This is a genomic window from Phenylobacterium conjunctum, from assembly GCF_042679085.1.
Classification (GTDB): Bacteria; Pseudomonadota; Alphaproteobacteria; order Caulobacterales; family Caulobacteraceae; genus Phenylobacterium; species Phenylobacterium conjunctum.
In genome coordinates, this window is record NZ_JBHTLQ010000025.1 from 18,312 (window position 1) to 37,259 (window position 18,948).

Here is an 18,948-nt window from a genome sequence, read left to right on the forward strand (position 1 = left end):
TCAGGCGGCGGTGCGGCGACGGACATGGGCGAGCAAGGCTGAAAGCGCCCCTGGCGTCATGCCCTCGATACGGGCGGCCTGACCAAGGGTGAGGGGGCGGACGGTGGCGAGCTTCTCGCGCACCTCGTTGGAGAGCCCGCCGACGGCGGCATAGTCCAGGTCCGCGGCCAGGCGCAGGTTCTCGTCGCGGCGGAAGGCCTCGGCGTCGGCGGCCTGGCGATCCAGATAGCCGGCGTACGACGCGTCGATCTCAACCTGCTCGCGGACCTCCGGACGCCAGGCCGACAGTTCCGGCCAGATGCGGGCGAGGTCTTCGAAGCTGATGGTCGGATAGGCGAGCAGTTGGGTCACGTCCCGGCGCTGGCCATCGGCCTTGACCGGCAGGCCGGCCTTTTCGGCCTCATTGGGCGTGAGCGTCAGGGCCGCGGCGCGAGCGCGGGCCTGCGCCAGAGCCTGGGACTTGTCGTTCCAGGCGCTGGCGCGGGCCGAACCCACCACGCCCAGGGCCAAGCCCCGGTCCGTCAGGCGCTGGTCGGCGTTGTCGGCCCGCAGGGTGAGCCGGAACTCGGCGCGGCTGGTGAACATCCGATAGGGCTCGGTGACTCCCCGGGTGACCAGGTCGTCGATCATCACCCCGATATAGGCCTCGTCGCGGCCGAACACGGCCGGATCGGACCCACCGGCGGCGCGGGCGGCGTTCAGGCCGGCGACCAGGCCCTGGGCGCCGGCTTCCTCATAGCCCGTGGTGCCGTTGATCTGGCCGGCGAGGTACAGGCCCGGCAGACGCTTGACCTCCAGGGTCGGCGCCAACTCGCGCGGATCGACGTAGTCGTATTCAATGGCGTAGCCGTAGCGTTTCACGTGCACGGCTTCGAGGCCCGGAATGGTCCGCAGGAACAGGGCCTGGGTTTCTTCCGACACCGAGGTCGAGATGCCGTTCGGATAGACGGTGTTGTCGTCCAGGCCTTCGGGCTCCAGGAAGATCTGGTGGCTGGTCTTGTCGGCGAACCGGACCACCTTGTCCTCGATAGAGGGGCAGTAGCGGGGGCCGCGGCCATTGATCCGGCCGCCATAGACCGCCGACTCCGACAGACGCTCGGCGATGATCCGATGCGTCTCTTCCGTCGTGTAGGTGACGCCGCAGGCGATCTGCGGGACCGTGATCTTGTCGGTCAGGAAGGAGAAGGGGACCGGCTCGGCGTCTGCGTCCTGCATTTCCAGCCGATCCCAGGCGATGGTCGAACCGTCCAGGCGCGCCGGGGTGCCGGTCTTCAGCCGACCCATGGACAGGCCCAGACTGTAGAGGCGGTCCGAGAGGCCGATGGCGGGCGCGTCGCCGACGCGGCCCGCGGGAATGCGGGTCTCGCCGAGGTGGATGATCCCTTTGAGGAAGGTGCCCGTGGTCAGGACCACGCAGGCAGCGGCGTAGGTGTTTCCCGTGGCGCCAACCACGCCGGCGACCTTGTCCTCCACCACCAGCAGATCCTCGACCGCCTCGGCGCGGATCTCCAGGTTCGGCGTCGCGGCCAGTTCGGCCTGCATGGCTTCGCGATAGAGCCTGCGGTCGATCTGGGAGCGGGGACCGCGCACGGCGGCGCCCTTGGAGCGGTTCAGCAGGCGGAACTGGATGCCAGCCTTGTCAGCCAGACGGCCCATGACGCCGTCGAGGGCGTCGATCTCGCGGACCAGATGCCCCTTACCCAGACCGCCGATGGCCGGGTTGCAGCTCATCTCGCCGATGGTTTCGAGCTTGTGGGTGAGCAGCAGGGTGCGCGCGCCAAAGCGGGCGGACGCCGCCGCCGCCTCGCAGCCTGCATGGCCGCCGCCGATGATGATCACGTCCCAGGCGCTCACGTCCGGTCCCTCTGGCGTCTAGATGGGAGGGCTGGGTCTATAGCGGAAGGGCGGCGGTGTTTCACGTGAAACATCGCCCCGAACGTCCCTGGGGCGATTTAGGCGCTTGGTGAAGTGGTTCCGGACCCCGATTTTCCGCACCATCCGGAGTGTTTCACGTGAAACACCTTATTTACCAATGCAGAAGCTCGAGAAGACCCGGTCGAGCACGTCTTCAGCGCCGATGCGGCCGGTGATCCGGTCCAGGGCCCGACCGGCCAGACGCACGTCCTCAGCGGCCAGCTCAAGATCCTCGTCATGGGCCCGCGCCCGCTTCAGACGCTCCAGGGCCTCCGAGAGCAGGGCGGCATGCCGCAGACGGGTCGCGGCCGGCGGCTCAGATCCTGCCAGTTCGCTCACCACCCGGTCGGTCAGCACCTGTTCCAGCGCGGCCAGGCCTTCCGTTTCACGCGCGCTGAGCCTGTGCAGCTCCAACTCCAGGGCGCGGGCTTCCACCTGAGCGCGGCCCGTCTCCGCGCCCGGCGGCAAGTCCGCCTTGGAGATCAGGCAGAAATCACCGGCCTTCAAGCCCGGCGGCGGCGGGGCTGGGGTCTCGCCCGCACCATCCACCACCCAGACACGCAGATCCGCCGACGCCGACCAGGCCTGGGCGCGGCGCACCCCTTCGGCCTCCACCTCGTCCGCGGTGTCGCGTTGACCGGCCGTGTCAGCGAGCAGCACCTTGTAGCCGCCCAGGCGCAGGGGGACCTCAATCACGTCCCGTGTGGTGCCGGGAATGGCGGTGACGATGGCCGCCTCCCGCCGCGCCAGGGCGTTCAGCAAGGTGCTCTTACCGGCGTTGGGCGCTCCGACCAGGGCGATCCGGAAGCCCTCACGGACCCGCTCGCCCCGCTCGGCGCCTTCAATGGCGGCCTCCAGCTCGGCGATCAGCAGGTCCAGAGCCGGGCGGGCGCGGTCCGCCACGTCCGCGGGGACTTCTTCGTCGGGAAAGTCCACCGCGGCCTCGAACATGGCCAGGGCCTCGATCAGTTGGTCCCGCCATCCCGACTGGGCGCGGCCCAGGGCGCCATCTAGCTGGTCCAGGGCCTGACGGCGCTGGGCCTCGGTCTCGGCGTCAATCAGGTCGGCGACCCCTTCGGCCTGGGCCAGGTCCAGCTTGCCGTTCTCGAAGGCGCGACGCGTGAATTCTCCGGGCTCAGCCAGGCGAAGGCCCAGGCCTGCGAGGGCCTCCAGCAGGCCGGCGACCACGGCGGCCCCGCCGTGCACGTGAAACTCGGCGCTATCCTCGCCCGTGTAGCTCGCGGGGCTCGGGAACCACAGCACCAGGGCCTGGTCGATCAGCCGCCCATCCGCGGCCTTCAGGCGGCGCAAACTGGCCAGACGAGGTTGGGGCAGCTTGCCGGCCAGCGTCTTTAGAGCGTCGCCGCTGCCGGGACCGGACAGGCGCACGACCGCCACCGCCGCCCGGCCAGGCGCGGTGGCCGGCGCGAAGATCGTGTCGGTCATTTCGGACGGGCGGCGCCCATGCCGATATCCATCAGCTTGCGGAACTGCTCCTGGGCCCCCGCCCCGAAGGCCGCCCAGCTCTTCATTAGCTCATCCGGCGACAGCATGGCCATGTTGGAGGTCATGCGGGCCTGCATCTCCTCCACCAGCTTCTCATTGAGGCCGGTGACATCGGGCAGGCCGAGGAAGGTTCGGGCCTCCTGCGGGGTGCAGTCGATCTCAATGGTCATCTTCATGGGTGCGGACCCCTGGAATGGAAGCGACCTTTATGGGGGGCGTTGGGGCGGAAACGCTAGGGGGTTCGCAATCTGAACCCTCGCCCCCATGGGGGGAGAGGGCAGGGTGAGGGGGCCAGCGCGGCGCCAAACTCCTCACCCCGACCCTCTCCCCGCTCGCTGGGCGAGGGGGCAATCCAAGCTGCTCCCCGGCCGGGGAGGAACATTTTCCCGTATCCAGCTGTCGCCGTGGCGCGTTAGGACTCGCGTCCTTCACGTGAAACCCCGGGAGCCGCACATGGGCGAGACCACCACCATCACCACCTCCGACGGAAGCTTCTCCGCCTATGTGGCGCGGCCGGCCAAGGCCAAGGCCCCGGCGGTCGTCGTCATTCAGGAGATCTTCGGGGTCAATGCGGTGATGCGCGAGATCACCGACGGCCTGGCGGCTCAGGGCTATCTGGCCATCTGCCCCGACCTGTTCTGGCGGATCGAGCCCGGTGTCGACATCACCGACAAGTCCGAGGCCGAGTGGAAGAAGGCGTTCGAACTGTTCAACGCCTTTGACGCCGACAAGGGCGCCGAGGACATCGCCGCCACCATCGACGCCATCCGGGCGGATCCGGGGTGCACCGGCAAGGTGGGCAGCGTCGGCTTCTGCCTGGGCGGCAAGATGGCCTTCCTGACCGCGGCCCGCACCGACTGCGACGCTTCGGTCTCCTACTATGGCGTGGGCATCGAGGGCCTGACCGGCGAGGCCGAGAAGATCCAGCGGCCCCTGATGCTGCACATCGCCGAGGAGGATCAGTTTGTGCCCAAGCCCGCCCAGGAGATCATTGTCCAGGCGCTCAAGAACCATCCCCAGGTGACGATCCACACCTATGCCGGCCGCGACCACGCCTTCGCCCGGCCGGGCGGGGAGCACTATGACGAGGCCGACGCCAAGCTGGCCGGCGGCCGCACCCTGACCTTCTTCGCCGAACACCTGGGCTGAACCATGCGCGCCATTCGTTTCGACAAGACCGGCGGCCCTGAGGTCCTCACCCTGGCCGACGTGCCGAAGCCGGAGCCCAAGGCCGACGAGATCCTGGTCAAGCACCAGGCCATCGGCATCAACTTCATCGACACCTATCACCGCTCGGGCCTCTACCCCGTGCGCCTGCCTTCGGGCCTCGGCATGGAAGCGGCCGGCGTGGTCGAGGCGGTGGGGGAGGGCGTGACCCGCTTCGCCCCCGGAGACCTGGTGGCCTATGCCTCTGGGCCTATCGGCGCCTATGCCGAATACGCCGCGACTCCGGCCGAGCGGGCGGTCCGTCTGCCGGCGGGCGTGTCCGCGGCGGTGGGCGCCGCGGTGCTGTTGAAGGGCATGACGGCCGAGTTCCTGGTCCGCCGCTGTTTCCCGGTCCAGGCCGGTCAGACGATCCTGGTCCATGCCGCCGCCGGCGGGGTGGGCCAGATCCTGCTGCAATGGGCCAAGATCATCGGGGCGACGGTGATCGCCACGGTGGGGTCGCAGGACAAGGCTGAGCGGGTGAAGACCCTGGGCGCCGACCACGTCATCCTCTACCGCGACCAGGACGTGGCCGCCGAGGTTCGTCGGATCACCGGCGGGGTGGGCGTGCCGGTCGTCTATGACTCGGTGGGCGCGGCGACCTTCGAAGGCAGCCTGGCCAGCCTGGCGCGTCGGGGCATGCTGGTGTCCTACGGCAACGCCTCAGGTCCGGCTCCGGCCATCGAGCCCGGGCGGCTGTCCCGGATGGGCTCGCTGTTCCTGACCCGTCCGACCCTGTTCGACTATGTCGCCACCCAAGCCGAGCTCGACGACAGCGCCCAGGCCCTGTTCGGCCTGATCGCCGCCGGCAAGATCGAGGTGGAGATCGGCCAGACCTTCCCGCTGGCGGAAGCGCGGCGGGCGCACGAGACCCTGGAGAGCCGGGCGACGGTGGGAGCGAGTTTGTTGATTCCGTAGGAGGGGTCCTTCTCCCCTTGTGGGAGAAGGTGGCCCGAAGGGCCGGATGAGGGGTCGCAACCCCTTGTCCGGCCTTTCTTTTGGCTGATTTCAGCCCCGCGGTGAGGCCGAGAGACCCCTCATCCGACCTGGCTCCGCCAGGCCACCTTCTCCCACAAGGGGAGAAGGGTGTTTCACGTGAAACACGTTTCGATTCAGACAATTAGCAGCTCCCCCAAAGGGGGAGTAACTTTACGTGTTCATCGACTGGAAGAAGTCGTCGTTGTTCTTGGACTGGCGCAGCTTGTCGAGCAGGAACTCGATCGCATCCTGGGCGCCCATCGGGTTGAGGATGCGGCGCAGGATGTAGGTCTTCTGCAGGTGGGCCTTGTCGGTGATGAGCTCTTCCTTGCGGGTGCCGGACTTGAGCACGTCGATGGCCGGGAAGATGCGCTTGTCCGCGACCTTGCGGTCCAGGATGATTTCCGAGTTACCCGTGCCCTTGAACTCTTCGAAGATGACTTCGTCCATCCGGCTGCCGGTGTCGATCAGCGCGGTGGCGATGATGGTCAGGGAACCACCTTCCTCGATATTCCGGGCGGCGCCGAAGAAGCGCTTCGGGCGCTGCAGGGCGTTGGCGTCCACACCGCCGGTCAGCACCTTGCCCGAGGACGGCACCACGGTGTTGTAGGCGCGGCCGAGGCGGGTGACCGAGTCCAGCAGGATGACGACGTCACGCTTGTGCTCGACAAGGCGCTTGGCCTTCTCGATGACCATCTCAGCCACCTGGACGTGGCGGGTCGCCGGCTCGTCGAAGGTGGAGGACACGACCTCGCCCCGCACGGTGCGGCGCATGTCGGTGACTTCTTCCGGGCGCTCGTCGATCAGAAGGACGATCAGGTAGCACTCGGGGTGGTTGGTCTCGATGGACTTGGCGATGTTCTGCAGCATCACCGTCTTACCGACCCGCGGCGGGGCGGTGATCAGGCAGCGCTGACCCTTGCCCAGCGGGGCGACGATATCGATGACCCGGCCGGAGCGATCCTTCAGGGTGGGGTCGTCCAGCTCCATCTTAAGCCGCTCGTCGGGATAGAGCGGGGTCAGGTTGTCGAACAGGACCTTGTGGCGGACGTTCTCGGGGTTCTCGAAATTGGTCTGGTCGACCTTGACCAGGGCGAAGTAACGCTCACCCTCGCGCGGCGCGCGGATGCCGCCGTCGACGGTGTCGCCGGTGCGCAGGCCGAACTTCCGGATCTGGGAGGGGCTGACATAGATGTCGTCAGGGCCCGGCAGATAGTTGGCTTCCGGCGAGCGGAGATAGCCGAAACCGTCGGGCAGCACCTCGAGGGTGCCAGAGCCGGAGATCTCGACCCCTTCCTCGGCCAGCACCTTCAGGATCGCGAACATCATGTCCTGCTTGCGCATGGAGTTCGCGTTTTCGATCTCCAGGGTCTCCGCGAAGGACAGCAGGTCGGCGGGCGACTTGTCCTTCAGCTCCTGGAGGGACATGCGGGTCAGGCCCATGGCGGCGATGGCCTGGGCGACTTCGTTGGGCTGATCGTCTTCGCCCTCGGCCTCGGCCGCCTCGGCGGCGTCGCCCACCTGGGCCTCGAGGGCTTCAGCCTCGGCGGTCAGGTCCTCGCCCAGGGTGTGGGCGGTTTCGTCTTGGTTTTCTTCGGACATGATACTTGCTCGTCAAAAGGCGCAATGCGCCCGAAGAGGCGCGCGCCTGGGTCTAAACGCTAAGGGCGGGACAACAGGTCTCGCCGGAATGGTCTTTTGGGACCCGGCCGCAGCAGCGCCTAGCGCGCGGTCTCGGGGAAGAGGCGGGGCGTGCGCCGCAAAGGAGGCGAAGCACGTAGGATCAGCGGAACCACGTTTGGGGGTGGGTGGTCAAGGCATAGTCCACGACCCCCACCACCCGACGTCATCCTCCGGGACCCGCGCCAGCGGGGATCCGGGGGACCCAAGCGGCCTCATTCCAGCTTGAACATCAGCTTGGGCCCCCCGGATCGCCCTTCGGGCGACCGGAGGATAACGCGCTAGTTCAAGCGTAGCGGTTGAGTCACCCCAGGAACTCCGTCGTCACGGCGATCACCATGATCACCGCGGCGATGAAGGGCAGTTCGTTGGTGGCGCGCCAGAACTTGCCCGTCTTGGGACGTTCGCCGCGGGCCAGCTTCTTGCGGGCGCCGGCCAGGAAGCCGTGCCAGGCCGACAGGAAGATGATCCCGGCGATCTTGGTCAGCATCCAGGGCTTCAAGAGGAAGTCCCAGCCGCCGCGGATCTGGGTCGCGTCGATATAGATCAGGATCAGGCCGAAGATGAAGGTCAGGATCATCGACGGATTGATGATGATCCGCAGCAGCTTGGCTTCCCAGACCTGGAAGTGAGCGTCGAACTCGGTCCCAGGAGGCGCGGTCTCGGTGTGGTAGGCGTAGAGCCGGGGCAGGTACATCATGCCGGACATCCAGGCGATGACCGCGATGATGTGCAGGCCGCGGACCAGGTCGTACCAGTTCATGCCGCTGTTCCTTCCAGACGCTTGGGGCATTTGCCGTGGCCGGCCGGGCAGAGCCAGGCGCCGTCGGGCGCGCAGCCGCCGGCGCGGGGCAGGGCGTGTTCCACAGCCTTGGCGAGGCCGGAGATGAAGTCGGCGTCCCCGCCAAGCGCCGGAGCGCGGAGATAGGGGGCGCAGCCGACCGTCTTGGCCAGCTCAGCATATTCGTGGTCGAGCTCGACCAGGGTCTCGATGTGTTCGGAGACGAAGGCGATGGGGGTCAGGATCACGCCCTTGCCCTCGGCGCCGGCCCGGCGGATCTCCTCGTCGGTGGAGGGCCCCAGCCATTTCAGCGGCCCGACGCGGGACTGATAGCAGACCTTCCAGTCGGTGAGCCGGGGCAGATGGGCGGCGACCGCGGCGGCGGTGGCCTCGATCTGGGCCTGGTAGGGGTCACCCCCGTCCACCACCTGCTGCGGAAGGCCGTGGGCCGAGAACAGCAGGCGGACATTGGAAGGCTCACCGGCCTTGGCCCAGGCCTGGGCGATCTTGCCGGCGTGGGCGGCGATCAGCCCCTCGGCGGTGGGATAGCAGCAGACCGTGCGGCTGCGGCCCGGGCCCTTATAGTTGGCCGCCCAGTCCTTCAGCGAGGAGCCCGTGGTTGTGGTCGAGTACTGCGGATAGAGCGGCAGGAGCACGATCTCGTCCGGCGCATAGGCGGCCACCTCTTTCGCCGTCTGGTCGGCGAAGGGCTTCCAATAGCGCATGGCGATGAAGACCCGGGCTTCGTGACCGCGGGCCTTAAGCTCAGCCTCGAGGGCGCGGCCCTGTGCTTCGGTTTCCGGCAGCAGGGGCGAGGCGCCGCCCATGATGGCGTAGTTGGCCTGGGCCGACTTCTCCCGCCGCGACGACACGAGGGCCGCCAGCGGATAGCGGATCAGGGCCGGGACCTGGAAGATCGCCGGGTCCTTGAACAGGTTGAACAGGAAGGGCCGGACGGCCTGCAGGCTGTCGGGTCCGCCCAGGTTGAAGAGGACGACGGCGATCTTCTTGCTCATTTGCCCGTCACCCGGCGGATGGCGCGTTCGAGGTGTTCGACTGGCGTGCTCGGCATCACCCCGTGGCCGAGGTTGAAGATGTAGGGGCCCTGGTTCCAGGCCTCGATCAGGGCGTCGATCCGGGCTTCCAGCGCCGGTGTGCCGGCCAGCAGCAACAGGTTATCGAGCGCGCCCTGGATCGCCTTGCCGCCAGCCTGGATCTCCTGGCCGAGCTTGAAGGTCGCCTGGGTGTCGAGCCCCACGGCCTGGACCGGAACCCGGGCGGCGTAGTTGGAAACTTGCGCGCCCGCGCCGCGGGGCAGGCCGATGAAGGGGACATCCACACCAGCGGCCCGGACCTTCTCAATGATCCGGGTGTGCGGGCCGATGACGATGCGTTCGAAGACATCCTCGGCCAGGCTCTCCGACCAGCTTTCGAACAGCTTCAGCACCTGGGCGCCCGACTTGGCCTGCATGACCAGGTAGCGGGCGGTGGACTCGACCAGCACGTCCAGCAGGGCGTCGAGCTGGTCCGGATGCTTGTAGGCCCACAGCCGGGCCTCCTCGCGCTTATTGCCCCGGCCCTCGATCATGTAGGTGGCAACGGTCCAGGGCGCGCCGGCGAATCCGATCAGGGCGCGTTCGGGCTCCAGCTCGGCCCGGACCCGCTGCAAGGTCTCACCGATGCTGGCGAGGCGGCCGGTGGAAGCCTCCACCTGGTCAGCCAGGGCTTCAATGGAGGGCAGGGCGCCTAGACGCGGACCCTCTCCCGCCTCGAACCAGACCTCCTGGCCCAGCGCCTGGGGGATCAAGAGGATGTCGGCGAAGACAATGGCCGCATCCAGCGGGAAGCGGCGCATGGGCTGAAGCGTCGCCTCAGCCGCCATCTCCGGATTGTAGCAGAAGGACAGGAAGTCCCCGGCCTTCTCCCGCAGAGCCCGGTACTCGGGAAGCGAACGGCCGGCCTGGCGCATGAACCAGACGGGAGGGCGTTCCAGGGTCTCGCCAGCGAGGGCGCGAAGCAGGCGGGGTTTCACTTGGTCCGACATGAGAGCCCTTAAACCGCCTTCGCTTGCAAGGCTCAAGCCCGCGTCCTGTCCGGTTCGTCCCCGCCCAGCCTTCTTCCTTTCAAGAAAGAAGGATTTTTTAGAGGGGGTAGGGGTTGGCCCTGGGGATCATGGTGAAAAACGGGATCATTTCCGGCGCGGCGCCGGGCTCTTCCCCAGGCTTTCGACTCTCCGCCCCCAGGCCCTATGCACAGGCCGTGGATAACGGGGACAGGTTGCAACCCGTCTGAACCGCTTAATCTTTCATTAACCCTTCGGGGGATGGGTCGGCGCGGCTCGGGCCGCCCCGCGTTCACCCTTTCTTAACCTTCTCACAGCCCCGGTCCCCCGGCCCGATCGTCTGGATACGGACAGGGTCATCCGGGGCGTTCCTCCCCGTTGTTCCGCAGAGGCGCCGAAGGCCGCCGCCCTATCCCCAATCGCGTCCGGCTTCGCTAAGAAGATTTCGACTCATTCCTCCCCAGGAAAATTTCCGCGAGGCGCGCCATTTCAGATCCCCCCCTGCACCCGCCGACGGGCCGCTTCGCCACCTACTTCCATGTGCACCTGGTCTCGGACTCCACCGGCGAGACCCTGAACGCCATGGCGCGGGCGGTCTGCGCCCGGTTCGAGAACGTATTGCCGATCGAGCACATCTACGCCCTGGTGCGCTCGCCCCGTCAGCTGGAGCGGGCCCTGACCGACATCGAGGCGGCGCCCGGGGTGGTCATTCACACCATCGTCGATGACGGCCTGCGCGCGGCGCTGGAGGATGGCTGCCGCAAGCTGGACATGACCTGCATCGCGGCGCTCGACCCCTTGATCTCGTCCCTGTCGCGCTATCTGGGCGCGACCCTGACCCGGCGGGTCGGCGTGCAGCACGCCCTGGACAACGACTACTTCAACCGCATGGACGCCCTGAACTACGCCATCGGCCACGATGACGGCCAGGGCGGTCAGGATCTCGACCAGGCCGACGTGGTGCTGGTGGGGGTGTCGCGGACCTCGAAGACCCCGACCTGCATCTATCTGGCCCACCGGGGCATCCGCGCGGCCAATGTGCCCCTGGTGCCAGGCCGGCCGATCCCGGAAAAACTCTTCGGCCTGCGCCACGCCTTGATCGTCGGCCTGTCGATCTCGCCGGACCGGCTGATCCAGATCCGCCGCAACCGGCTGCTGAGCCTGAAGGAGAACCGGGAGTCGACCTATATCGACCACGAGGCGGTGCGCGAGGAGATCGTCCAGGCGCGCCGGCTCTATGAACGCATGGGCTGGCCGGTGATCGACGTAACCCGGCGCAGCGTGGAGGAAACCGCCGCGGCGGTGCTGAACCTGCTGCACGGCGGCGGGGCGACGGTGGAGGTGATCGGGTGAGCGTGATCCTGGCTTCGAAAAGCGCGGCGCGGACCGCGGTGCTGAAGGGCGCGGGCGTGGCCTTCGAGACCGCCGTCTCCGGCGTCGACGAGGATGCGGTCAAGACGGCCCTTTTGGCGGAGGGCCAGGGGGCCAAGGCCATCGCCGAGGCCCTGGCCGAGCTGAAGGCCCAGAAGATCAGCCAGTCCCGCCCGGGCCTGGTGATCGGCGCCGACCAGACCCTGGAGTTTGACGGCCGGCTCTATGACAAGGCCGAGACCGTGGAGGAGGCCCGCGCCCGGCTGAAGCTGCTGCGCGGCCAGCCGCACCAGCTGCACTCGGCGGTGGTTGTGGCCAAGGACGGCGCGCCGATCTGGCGCGACATGGTGAGCTGCACCCTGACCATGCGCGACTTCTCCGACGACTTCCTTGAGGACTATCTGGTCCGCGAGGGCGAGGCGGCCCTGGGCTCGGTGGGCTGCTACCGGCTGGAAAGCCTGGGCGCTCAGCTGTTCTCGAAGATCGAGGGCGACTATTTCGCCATCCTCGGTCTGCCGCTGCTGGGCCTGCTGGACCTGCTGCGCAACCATGGCCTGGTGATCCGATGAGCCTGTCGGGCAAGACCCGGGTGGCCGGCGTGGTCGGCCAGCCCATCGCGCATTCCATGAGCCCGGTGTTGCACAACGCCTGGATCGCCGCGGCCGGACTGGATGCGGTCTATGTCCCCTTTGGAATCGCCGAAGGCCGCTTCGCGGCCTTCGTGCAGGGACTGCGTGGCGGCAGCGTCGCGGGCCTTAACGTCACCCTGCCGTTCAAAGGCGAAGCCCTGGCCGCCGCGGACGAAGCGACCTCGCGGGCCGCGGGCGCGCGGGCGGCCAATGTCCTGGTGTTTCGCCCTGATGGTTCGATCCTGGCCGACAACACCGACGGCCTGGGCCTGCTGGCCGCTTTCGCCGAACAGGCGCCAGGCTTTGATCCCAAGACCGGACCGGTGGTGATCCTGGGCGCTGGCGGCGGGGCTCGCGGCGCCGCGGCGGCGTTTGTGGAGGCGGGTTGCCCTGAAGTGCGGATCGTCAACCGCACCCTGGCCAAGGCCGAAGAGATCGCCACCGCCCTGGGCGGGACGGTGCGGGCTTACGGCCTGGACCAGGCGGGGGCCGCCTTCGAGGGCGCCAATGGGCTGGTCAACGCCACCTCGGCGGGCCTGGCCAATGGCGGGGCGATCGACGTGCCCCTGGCGGCGACGCCGGAGGCCTGTGTGGTGATGGACATGGTCTATAAGCCCCTGACGACGCCGTTCCTGGCCGGGGCCCAAGGTCTTGGCCGGCGGACCGTGGATGGCCTGGCCATGCTGATCGGCCAGGCGATCCCGTCCTTCGAAGCCTTCTACGGCCAGACGCCGCCAGCCTCGGTGGATGTCCGGACCCTGGCGATCCAGACCCTGGGCCTCTAAGACAACCGCCAAAGGGAGAACGCCAAAGATGTTGACCATCGGCCTGACCGGCTCCATCGGCATGGGCAAGTCCACTACGGCGGCCATGTTCCGCGAGGCCGGGATCCCGGTCTATGACGCCGACGCCGCTGTCGCTGACCTCTATGTGAAGGGCGGGGCGGCGGTAGAGCCGCTGGAGGCCGCCTTTCCCGGTGTGACCAAGGACGGCGCCGTCGACCGCGAGGCCCTGCGCCAGCGGGTGCTCGGCAATGACGAGGCCATGGCCAAGCTGAACTCCATCGTCCATCCCCTGGTGGGCATGAGCCGGATGGGTTTCTTCGCGGAGGCCCAGGCGGCCAAGGCCGACATGGTGATCCTCGATATCCCGCTGCTGTTCGAGACCGGCGGCAACGCCAATATGGACGCCGTGGTGGTCGCCTCGGCCCCGGCCGAGATGCAGCGTGAGCGGGTGCTGGCCCGCGAGGGGATGACCGACGCCCGGCTGGACGACATCCTCAAGCGCCAGACCCCGGACGCCGAGAAGCGCGCCCGCGCCGACTTCATCGTCGACACCGGCCAGGGGCTGGAGCATGCCCGCGCCCAGGTGCAGGAGATCATCGCTGCCCTGCGCGATCCCCTGCGGCGGCCGCAGAAGAAGACGGCTGCGCCGAAGTAAGGCCCAGCAAGCAATTGGTGTCATCCCGGAAAGCCGCGCCAGCGGCTTGTCCGGGACCCATATGCGCGGGGGTTTGCAGGATGGATCGGTGTCTATGAGTCCCGGTCTTTCGCTGACGCGAAAACCGGGATGACACCCGTTTTTCCTGAAGGTGTGGACCCGTCGCCGCAGCGGCTTGAAGCGGCCGCCCAATCGCGCCAAGACAGAGCCATGGCCCGCGAGATCGTTCTGGACACCGAGACTACCGGCTTCGAGCCGCATCTCGGCCACCGGCTGGTCGAGCTTGCGGCGCTCGAGATCGAGGACTTCATCCCCACGGGGCGGAGCTTCCACGTCTATATCGACCCCGAACGCGACATGCCGCCGGACGCCGAGCGGGTGCACGGCCTGTCGGCCGCCTTCCTGAAGGGCAAGCCGAAGTTCGCCGACGCTGAGGTGAGCCACGCCTTCCTGGACTTCGTGGCCGACGCCCCGATCATCGCCCACAACGCCGACTTCGACCGCAGCTTCGTCAATTTCGAGCTGGAGAAGGTGGGCCTGTCGATCCTGCCGGAGACCCGCTGGATCGATACGCTGGCCATGGCCCGCAAGCGGTTTCCGGGGATGCACAACTCCCTGGACGCGCTCTGCAAACGCTTCAAGATCTCGCTTTCCGAGCGCGAGAAGCACGGGGCGCTGATCGACGCCCGCCTGCTGGCGGCGGTCTATCTGGAGCTGAAGGGGGGCCGCGAGCGCCGGCTCGAGCTGACCGCGGAGCGGACCTCGGTGGCGGTGAGCACCGTGCGCCGGATCGGCGACTATGGCGCGCGGCCGCGCCCGCTGGCGCCGCGCTCCACGCAAGAGGAACGCGCCCGCCATGCCGCCTTCGTCACCGGGGTGATGAAGAACGACGAGCTGTGGAAGAAGTTCGGGATCTGACCTTGGGTGTCATCCCGGATAAGCGCTGCGCGCTTTCCGGGATGACACCCATTGTCGCGCTGAGGGCCTCGATCAGGCGTTGCCGATGACCACGCCCTGGCCTTCGCCCTGGGCCTTGCGCGCGGCGTAGACGCCGGCGAAGTCGATGGGGTCGAGCAGGAAGGGCGGGAAGCCGCCGTCCGAGGTGACGTCGGCGATCACCCGGCGGGCGAAGGGGAACAGGAAGCGCGGGCACTCGATGAGCAGCACCGGCTCGATGTCTTCCGCACCCACGCCTTCGATGGCGAACACGCCGCCGTAGAGCAGCTCGATGTGGAACACCGGGCCATCCTCGCGGGTCGCACGGGCCGAGAGCTTCAAGTCGACTTCAAAGAAGCCGTCGTCACGGCCGCGGGCGTTCATCTCGACGCCCATCTCGATCTGCGGCTGGGCGCCGCCGGCGCGCAGCACTTCCGTGGCGCGCGGGTTCTCGAAGGACAGGTCGCGAATGAACTGGGCCAGGACGCGGACGCCGGGCTCGGCGCGGGCTTCGGTGGACGCCGCGGGATCGATATCGCTCATCTTGCAGGAAATTCCGTATGCCGGCGCAGGCCGCCTGTTATCGCCGGGCTGCTAACATGGCCCCCAGGCGGATGCAATCTCGCCCCAAACCTACGGTCTCTTTCGGGAAAGGTGTTCCGCTCTATATAATCCTCAGCCTGTTCGCAGCCCCCGAGACCCGCTTGCAAATTCTCCAGCTGATCATCTTCGCCGGCCTCGCCGCCGTGGTCCTGTTCCAACTCTACTCCGTGCTGGGCCGCCGGGTGGGCCGCCAACCGGAGGATGGGACCGGCCCGAAGCCCCTGCCGGGCGCGCCGAGCGTTCCTGACCGGCCGGCGGAGGACAACCTCGCCAGCGGTGTCAGCCTGTCTGGCCTGGCGGCGGTGAAAGGGGTCGATCCCGGCTTCGACCTGGCCCATTTCCTGGACGGCGCGCGCTCGGCCTACGCCACCATCGTGCGCGCCTATTCCAGCGGTGATCGCGAAACCCTGAAGCCGCTCCTGTCGCCCATCGTCAACGACGCCTTCGAGGCCGGCATGGCCGCCCGCGAGGCCGAGGGTCGCACAGAAGAGACCGAATTCACCCAGCCGCCGCGCGCCGATCTGGACAATGCGGCCCTGGACGGGACCACCGCCCGTCTGACCGTCCGCTTCCTGGCTGAGTTCCGCACCCGCGGGAAGGGTCCGGAAGGCGAGACCGTCGACGACCGTCGCACCGCCGAGCTGTGGACCTTCGAACGGGACCTGAAGAGCAAGGACCCCAACTGGATCCTGATCCGCGTCGACGCCGCCGAGGCGTGAGGGTGAAGCTTCCGATGTGCGTTCCTTCTCCCCTTGCGGGAGAAGGTGGCCTGGCGGAGCCAGGCCGGATGAGGGGTTTCTCGGCCACGATCGCCGCGGGCCTGTTCCTCGCCGCCTGCGCCACAACGCCGGCGCCCACACCGACGCCCGGTCCGCAGCCGAAACCCAAGCCGCCCGAGCCGCCGCCGGCCGAGCGGCTGAAGGCCGAGACCTTCGCTGATATTCCAGGCTGGGAGGCCGAGGACCACGCCGCGGCCTTCACCGCATTCCGCTCGGTCTGCGGCGCCGCGCGTGAGCCGGAGATGGCCGGCGCCTGCCGCCGGGCCCGGTCGGTGGAGCTGCTCGCCGCGCCCCAGGCCAAGGCGTTCTTCGAGACCAACTTCACCCCCTACCGCGTGGCCGGCGAAGGGGTGCTGACCGCCTATTTCGCCCCGGAGTATCCCGCCCGCCGGGTTCCGGACGCCGAGTTCTCCGCGCCTGTGCGGCCCAGGCCCGCCGACATGGTCCTGGCCGGGACCTCCGGCAAGGAGGCGATGCAGCGCCAGCCGGACGGGACGCTGCTGCCCTATCCAGACCGGACCTGGATCGAGACGCAAGGCCCCAAGGACGCCCTGGCCTGGATGCGCCCCGAGGACCTGTTCTTCCTGCAGATCCAGGGCTCCGGGGTTCTGACCCTGGAGGACGGGGTGCGGATGAAGGCGCTCTACGCCGCCAACAACGGCAAGCCCTTCATCGGCATCGCCAACCAGATGCGCGACAAGGGCCTGCTCGCCCCGGACAACATCTCCGGTGAGGCGATCCGCGCCTGGCTGGCCGATCACCGCGGCCCGGACGCCGATGCGGTGATGCGGCTCAATCCACGTTTCGCCTATTTCAGCCTGGCGCCCGATGACGGCAAGCCGCCGGCCGGGGCGGCGGGGATCCCCCTGCCGGCTGGCCGGGCCATCGCCGTGGATCCGACGCGCCACGCCATGGGCGAGCTGTTGTGGATCGACGGAACCGCCCCGATCCTCAACGGCGCCTTCCCCGCCTATCGCCGGCTGGTCACCGCCCTGGATGTGGGCGGGGCGATCAAGGGCGATGTCCGCGCGGACCTCTATCTGGGCCAGGGCCAGGCCGCGGGCGCCGAGGCCGGCCGGGTGCGTCACACCCTGCGCATGCACCTGCTGCGCCCCAAGCCCTGAGGCGGCGGTGATCAAGCGGCCCATTCGACCGGACGAGCTGAAGCTCTGGTCCATGGTGGCCGGCACCGTGCGGCCCCTGCCCGGGCGGGCGGTCCCGAAGATGGACCCGGACCATGCGCCCGCGCCGCACGACCCGGATGCGCGGGCCGCGCGCCTGCCGGCGCCGGACCGCCCGGTGCACAAGCCTTTGCGGCAGGCGAGCCTGGATCCCATCGAGCCGGGCCGCCGCCACCGGATCGCCCGGGAGCGCGAGGAGATCGGCGCCCGCATCGACCTGCACGGCTATGGCCAGGACCAGGCCCGCGCCGCCCTGGAAGGCTTTGTCCGGCGCAATTTCGACGAAGGGCACCGGGCGGTGCTGGTGATCACCGGCAAGGGCCTGCGCGGCGACGGCGTCCTGCGGCGGCTGACCCCCGAATGGCTGGCGGCCCCGGCCCTGCGCGACATGGTCGCCGGGGTGAGCGAGGCGCACCGGCATCATGGGGGGGCGGGGGCGCTGTACGTGGCCCTCAAAAGGAAGCCGCGGCCTCAGGTTTAGGTCCACGAACCTCACGAACCACACAAACCCGCTCATCCCGGCGAACGCCGGGAACCAGATGACGAGTGCGGAGCCTGGAGACCTGGGCCCCGGCATTCGCCTCGGTGGGCGGAACTTGGAATGTTCGTGTGGTTCGTGCTCCCTCAGGTCTGCGCGGCCGCCGAAGTCTTGCCCCACCGATCCGCCCAGCAGGTCACCCCCACATGGGCGGTCACATTGCCCACCGTGCGCGAGAAGTCGGGCAGGGTCTCGACCGCCAGCAGCAGGGGCAGGAGGTCCAGCGGCAGGCCCATGGCCATCGAGATCGGCACCAGGGTGGTGAAGAAGGTGACCGAACTCGCCACCCCCACCGTCGCCAGGCTGACCAGGCAGGCCACCACCACGCCGATGGCCAGGCGGGCGGGGTCGAGGTGGACGCCGTAGATGTGGGCCACATAGATGGCGACGGCCAGGTTGCCGGGCGGGCTGGTCAGGCGGAAGACCGAAACCGCCAAGGGCATGACCACCCCGCGCACGGTGGCCTTGACCCCCAGGCGCTCGGTGGTCTCCAGCATCAGGGGCAGGCAGGCCAGGGACGACTGGGTGGAGATCGCCATGGCCTCCACCGGGATCAGGGCCTGGAACAGGCGCCCGGGCGCGATCTTGCCGCCGAAGATGGCCATCAGCAGGCCCAGGCCCCCGGCCATCAGGCACATGATCGAGACCACGATCACATACTGGCCGAGCACGCCCACGGCGCCGAAGCCGGTCTGGTCGCCGACCACCAGGGCCAGGAAGAAGACCCCGAAGGGCGCAAGCTTCAGGACCCAGTCGACGATGACCATCATGGTCGCCTGGACGGCGTCGAACAGGGCGAACAGGTGGCCGCGGCGATCCTCCGACAGGCGGCTGGCGGCCATGCCGAACACCAGGGCGAACAGGCAGATGGAGGCGACGGCGCCGTCGGCGGCGGCCTTGATCGGGTTGGCGGGGACAAAGGACTTCAGCCATTCGCCCAGGGGCGGCACGGGCGGAATACCCGCAGCCTGACCCTCGGCGGCCTTGCGCAGGCCCGCGGCGGCTTCGGCCGGCGGCGGCCAGACGGCCAGCAGGGCTGGCGTCAGGATCGCGGTCGCGGTGGTGGCGATCAGCAGCATGACCCCGAAGGTCAGCAACGCCCGGCCGGCGACCCCGCCGCCCGCCACCGTGCCGGCCGCCTGGGCCGCGCCAACCACCAGAAGGGAGAAGACCAGCGGGATGATGGTCATCCTCAGGCTGTCCAGCCAGACCCCGCCGAGCGCGCTCGCATAGGTGACCAGCTGGTCCTGGAACGGCGAATGCAGGGCCGCCAGGGTGGCGCCGATGGCCAGACCCAGGATGAGGCCGGCGAGAATGCGAAGGGTCAGCGAATTCATGACCCCA

Annotated in this window: 19 protein-coding genes; 10 read left to right on the forward strand and 9 right to left on the reverse strand. The window is 68.5% G+C overall.

Features of this window, described 5'->3' with window-relative positions:
- From mnmG to ACFQ27_RS12040, 3 genes are all read right to left on the reverse strand, one after another.
- Entirely contained in the window at window positions 1–1,854 is a 1,854-nt protein-coding gene (gene mnmG / locus ACFQ27_RS12030) for a tRNA uridine-5-carboxymethylaminomethyl(34) synthesis enzyme MnmG (RefSeq protein WP_374343963.1), read from the reverse strand.
- A gap of 168 nt (window positions 1,855–2,022) precedes the next feature.
- On the reverse strand, window positions 2,023–3,360 hold the full coding sequence (gene mnmE, locus ACFQ27_RS12035; RefSeq protein WP_377353755.1) for a tRNA uridine-5-carboxymethylaminomethyl(34) synthesis GTPase MnmE: 1,338 nt from the start codon (window positions 3,358–3,360) through the stop codon (window positions 2,023–2,025).
- Window positions 3,357–3,596, reverse strand: coding sequence for a DUF6489 family protein (locus ACFQ27_RS12040; protein ID WP_374343967.1), 240 nt, complete (start codon window positions 3,594–3,596; stop codon window positions 3,357–3,359). The genes mnmE and ACFQ27_RS12040 overlap by 4 nt, the downstream gene beginning before the upstream one ends.
- A gap of 277 nt (window positions 3,597–3,873) precedes the next feature.
- On the opposite strand from ACFQ27_RS12040, the gene ACFQ27_RS12045 reads away from it, so the two are divergent.
- Together ACFQ27_RS12045 and ACFQ27_RS12050 are read left to right on the forward strand one after the other, a co-directional pair.
- Complete coding sequence (locus ACFQ27_RS12045; protein WP_377353756.1) at window positions 3,874–4,569, forward strand: dienelactone hydrolase family protein; 696 nt, start codon at window positions 3,874–3,876, stop codon at window positions 4,567–4,569.
- Window positions 4,570–4,572: 3 nt separating this feature from the next.
- Entirely contained in the window at window positions 4,573–5,544 is a 972-nt protein-coding gene (locus ACFQ27_RS12050) for a quinone oxidoreductase family protein (RefSeq protein WP_377353757.1), read from the forward strand.
- Between the two features lie 231 nt (window positions 5,545–5,775).
- Here ACFQ27_RS12050 and rho read toward each other — a convergent pair whose 3' ends face one another.
- From rho to hemE, 4 genes are all read right to left on the reverse strand, one after another.
- Window positions 5,776–7,206: a transcription termination factor Rho gene (rho, locus tag ACFQ27_RS12055; RefSeq protein ID WP_377353759.1), complete on the reverse strand. Its 1,431-nt coding sequence runs from the start codon at window positions 7,204–7,206 to the stop codon at window positions 5,776–5,778.
- A gap of 382 nt (window positions 7,207–7,588) precedes the next feature.
- A complete protein-coding gene (locus ACFQ27_RS12060) occupies window positions 7,589–8,047 on the reverse strand; it encodes a CopD family protein (RefSeq protein ID WP_374343975.1) in 459 nt (152 codons plus the stop codon).
- Window positions 8,044–9,081 carry a ferrochelatase gene (hemH, locus tag ACFQ27_RS12065; protein WP_377353760.1) on the reverse strand — a complete coding sequence of 346 codons (1,038 nt, stop codon included), beginning with the start codon at window positions 9,079–9,081 and terminating at the stop codon, window positions 8,044–8,046. The genes ACFQ27_RS12060 and hemH overlap by 4 nt, the downstream gene beginning before the upstream one ends.
- Window positions 9,078–10,109, reverse strand: a complete 1,032-nt coding sequence (hemE, locus tag ACFQ27_RS12070) for a uroporphyrinogen decarboxylase (RefSeq protein WP_377353761.1) — start codon at window positions 10,107–10,109, stop codon at window positions 9,078–9,080. The genes hemH and hemE overlap by 4 nt, the downstream gene beginning before the upstream one ends.
- A gap of 486 nt (window positions 10,110–10,595) precedes the next feature.
- Between hemE and ACFQ27_RS12075 the strand changes: the two genes are divergently transcribed.
- From ACFQ27_RS12075 to dnaQ, 5 genes are all read left to right on the forward strand, one after another.
- On the forward strand, window positions 10,596–11,480 hold the full coding sequence (locus ACFQ27_RS12075; protein ID WP_374344552.1) for a pyruvate, water dikinase regulatory protein: 885 nt from the start codon (window positions 10,596–10,598) through the stop codon (window positions 11,478–11,480).
- On the forward strand, window positions 11,477–12,067 hold the full coding sequence (locus tag ACFQ27_RS12080) for a Maf family protein (RefSeq protein WP_374343981.1): 591 nt from the start codon (window positions 11,477–11,479) through the stop codon (window positions 12,065–12,067). Before ACFQ27_RS12075 ends, ACFQ27_RS12080 begins: the two co-directional genes overlap by 4 nt.
- Complete coding sequence (gene aroE / locus ACFQ27_RS12085) at window positions 12,064–12,912, forward strand: shikimate dehydrogenase (protein ID WP_377353762.1); 849 nt, start codon at window positions 12,064–12,066, stop codon at window positions 12,910–12,912. Before ACFQ27_RS12080 ends, aroE begins: the two co-directional genes overlap by 4 nt.
- Before the next feature lie 28 nt (window positions 12,913–12,940).
- Window positions 12,941–13,567, forward strand: coding sequence for a dephospho-CoA kinase (gene coaE / locus ACFQ27_RS12090; RefSeq protein WP_374343985.1), 627 nt, complete (start codon window positions 12,941–12,943; stop codon window positions 13,565–13,567).
- A 210-nt stretch (window positions 13,568–13,777) separates the two neighbouring features.
- Entirely contained in the window at window positions 13,778–14,485 is a 708-nt protein-coding gene (gene dnaQ, locus ACFQ27_RS12095; protein ID WP_374343987.1) for a DNA polymerase III subunit epsilon, read from the forward strand.
- A 72-nt stretch (window positions 14,486–14,557) separates the two neighbouring features.
- On the opposite strand, the gene secB is transcribed toward dnaQ, so the two are convergent.
- Entirely contained in the window at window positions 14,558–15,046 is a 489-nt protein-coding gene (secB, locus tag ACFQ27_RS12100) for a protein-export chaperone SecB (protein WP_374343989.1), read from the reverse strand.
- Between the two features lie 167 nt (window positions 15,047–15,213).
- Between secB and timA the strand changes: the two genes are divergently transcribed.
- The 3 genes from timA (at window position 15,214) to ACFQ27_RS12115 (ending at window position 17,547) form a co-directional block, all read left to right on the forward strand.
- Window positions 15,214–15,825 carry a TIM44-related membrane protein TimA gene (gene timA, locus ACFQ27_RS12105; protein WP_374344554.1) on the forward strand — a complete coding sequence of 204 codons (612 nt, stop codon included), beginning with the start codon at window positions 15,214–15,216 and terminating at the stop codon, window positions 15,823–15,825.
- 68 nt (window positions 15,826–15,893) lie between these two features.
- On the forward strand, window positions 15,894–17,009 hold the full coding sequence (locus ACFQ27_RS12110; RefSeq protein WP_377353763.1) for an MltA domain-containing protein: 1,116 nt from the start codon (window positions 15,894–15,896) through the stop codon (window positions 17,007–17,009).
- Window positions 17,010–17,016: 7 nt separating this feature from the next.
- Window positions 17,017–17,547, forward strand: a complete 531-nt coding sequence (locus tag ACFQ27_RS12115; protein WP_377353764.1) for a Smr/MutS family protein — start codon at window positions 17,017–17,019, stop codon at window positions 17,545–17,547.
- Between the two features lie 143 nt (window positions 17,548–17,690).
- Here ACFQ27_RS12115 and ACFQ27_RS12120 read toward each other — a convergent pair whose 3' ends face one another.
- A complete protein-coding gene (locus ACFQ27_RS12120; protein WP_377353765.1) occupies window positions 17,691–18,941 on the reverse strand; it encodes a dicarboxylate/amino acid:cation symporter in 1,251 nt (416 codons plus the stop codon).
- Between the last annotated feature and the right edge of the window lie 7 nt (window positions 18,942–18,948).

Excerpts from the sequence above, each read along its gene's own strand:
- aroE (WP_377353762.1), top strand. The coding sequence starts at position 12,064 with ATGAGCCTGTCGGGCAAGACCCGGGTGGCCGGCGTGGTCGGCCAGCCC.
- ACFQ27_RS12045 (WP_377353756.1), top strand. The coding sequence starts at position 3,874 with ATGGGCGAGACCACCACCATCACCACCTCCGACGGAAGCTTCTCCGCC.
- ACFQ27_RS12120 (WP_377353765.1), bottom strand. The coding sequence starts at position 18,941 with ATGAATTCGCTGACCCTTCGCATTCTCGCCGGCCTCATCCTGGGTCTG.
- hemH (WP_377353760.1), bottom strand. The coding sequence starts at position 9,081 with ATGAGCAAGAAGATCGCCGTCGTCCTCTTCAACCTGGGCGGACCCGAC.
- coaE (WP_374343985.1), top strand. The coding sequence starts at position 12,941 with ATGTTGACCATCGGCCTGACCGGCTCCATCGGCATGGGCAAGTCCACT.
- ACFQ27_RS12110 (WP_377353763.1), top strand. The coding sequence starts at position 15,894 with ATGAGGGGTTTCTCGGCCACGATCGCCGCGGGCCTGTTCCTCGCCGCC.
- secB (WP_374343989.1), bottom strand. The coding sequence starts at position 15,046 with ATGAGCGATATCGATCCCGCGGCGTCCACCGAAGCCCGCGCCGAGCCC.
- ACFQ27_RS12050 (WP_377353757.1), top strand. The coding sequence starts at position 4,573 with ATGCGCGCCATTCGTTTCGACAAGACCGGCGGCCCTGAGGTCCTCACC.
- hemE (WP_377353761.1), bottom strand. The coding sequence starts at position 10,109 with ATGTCGGACCAAGTGAAACCCCGCCTGCTTCGCGCCCTCGCTGGCGAG.
- ACFQ27_RS12040 (WP_374343967.1), bottom strand. The coding sequence starts at position 3,596 with ATGAAGATGACCATTGAGATCGACTGCACCCCGCAGGAGGCCCGAACC.
- ACFQ27_RS12060 (WP_374343975.1), bottom strand. The coding sequence starts at position 8,047 with ATGAACTGGTACGACCTGGTCCGCGGCCTGCACATCATCGCGGTCATC.
- rho (WP_377353759.1), bottom strand. The coding sequence starts at position 7,206 with ATGTCCGAAGAAAACCAAGACGAAACCGCCCACACCCTGGGCGAGGAC.
- mnmE (WP_377353755.1), bottom strand. The coding sequence starts at position 3,360 with ATGACCGACACGATCTTCGCGCCGGCCACCGCGCCTGGCCGGGCGGCG.
- dnaQ (WP_374343987.1), top strand. The coding sequence starts at position 13,778 with ATGGCCCGCGAGATCGTTCTGGACACCGAGACTACCGGCTTCGAGCCG.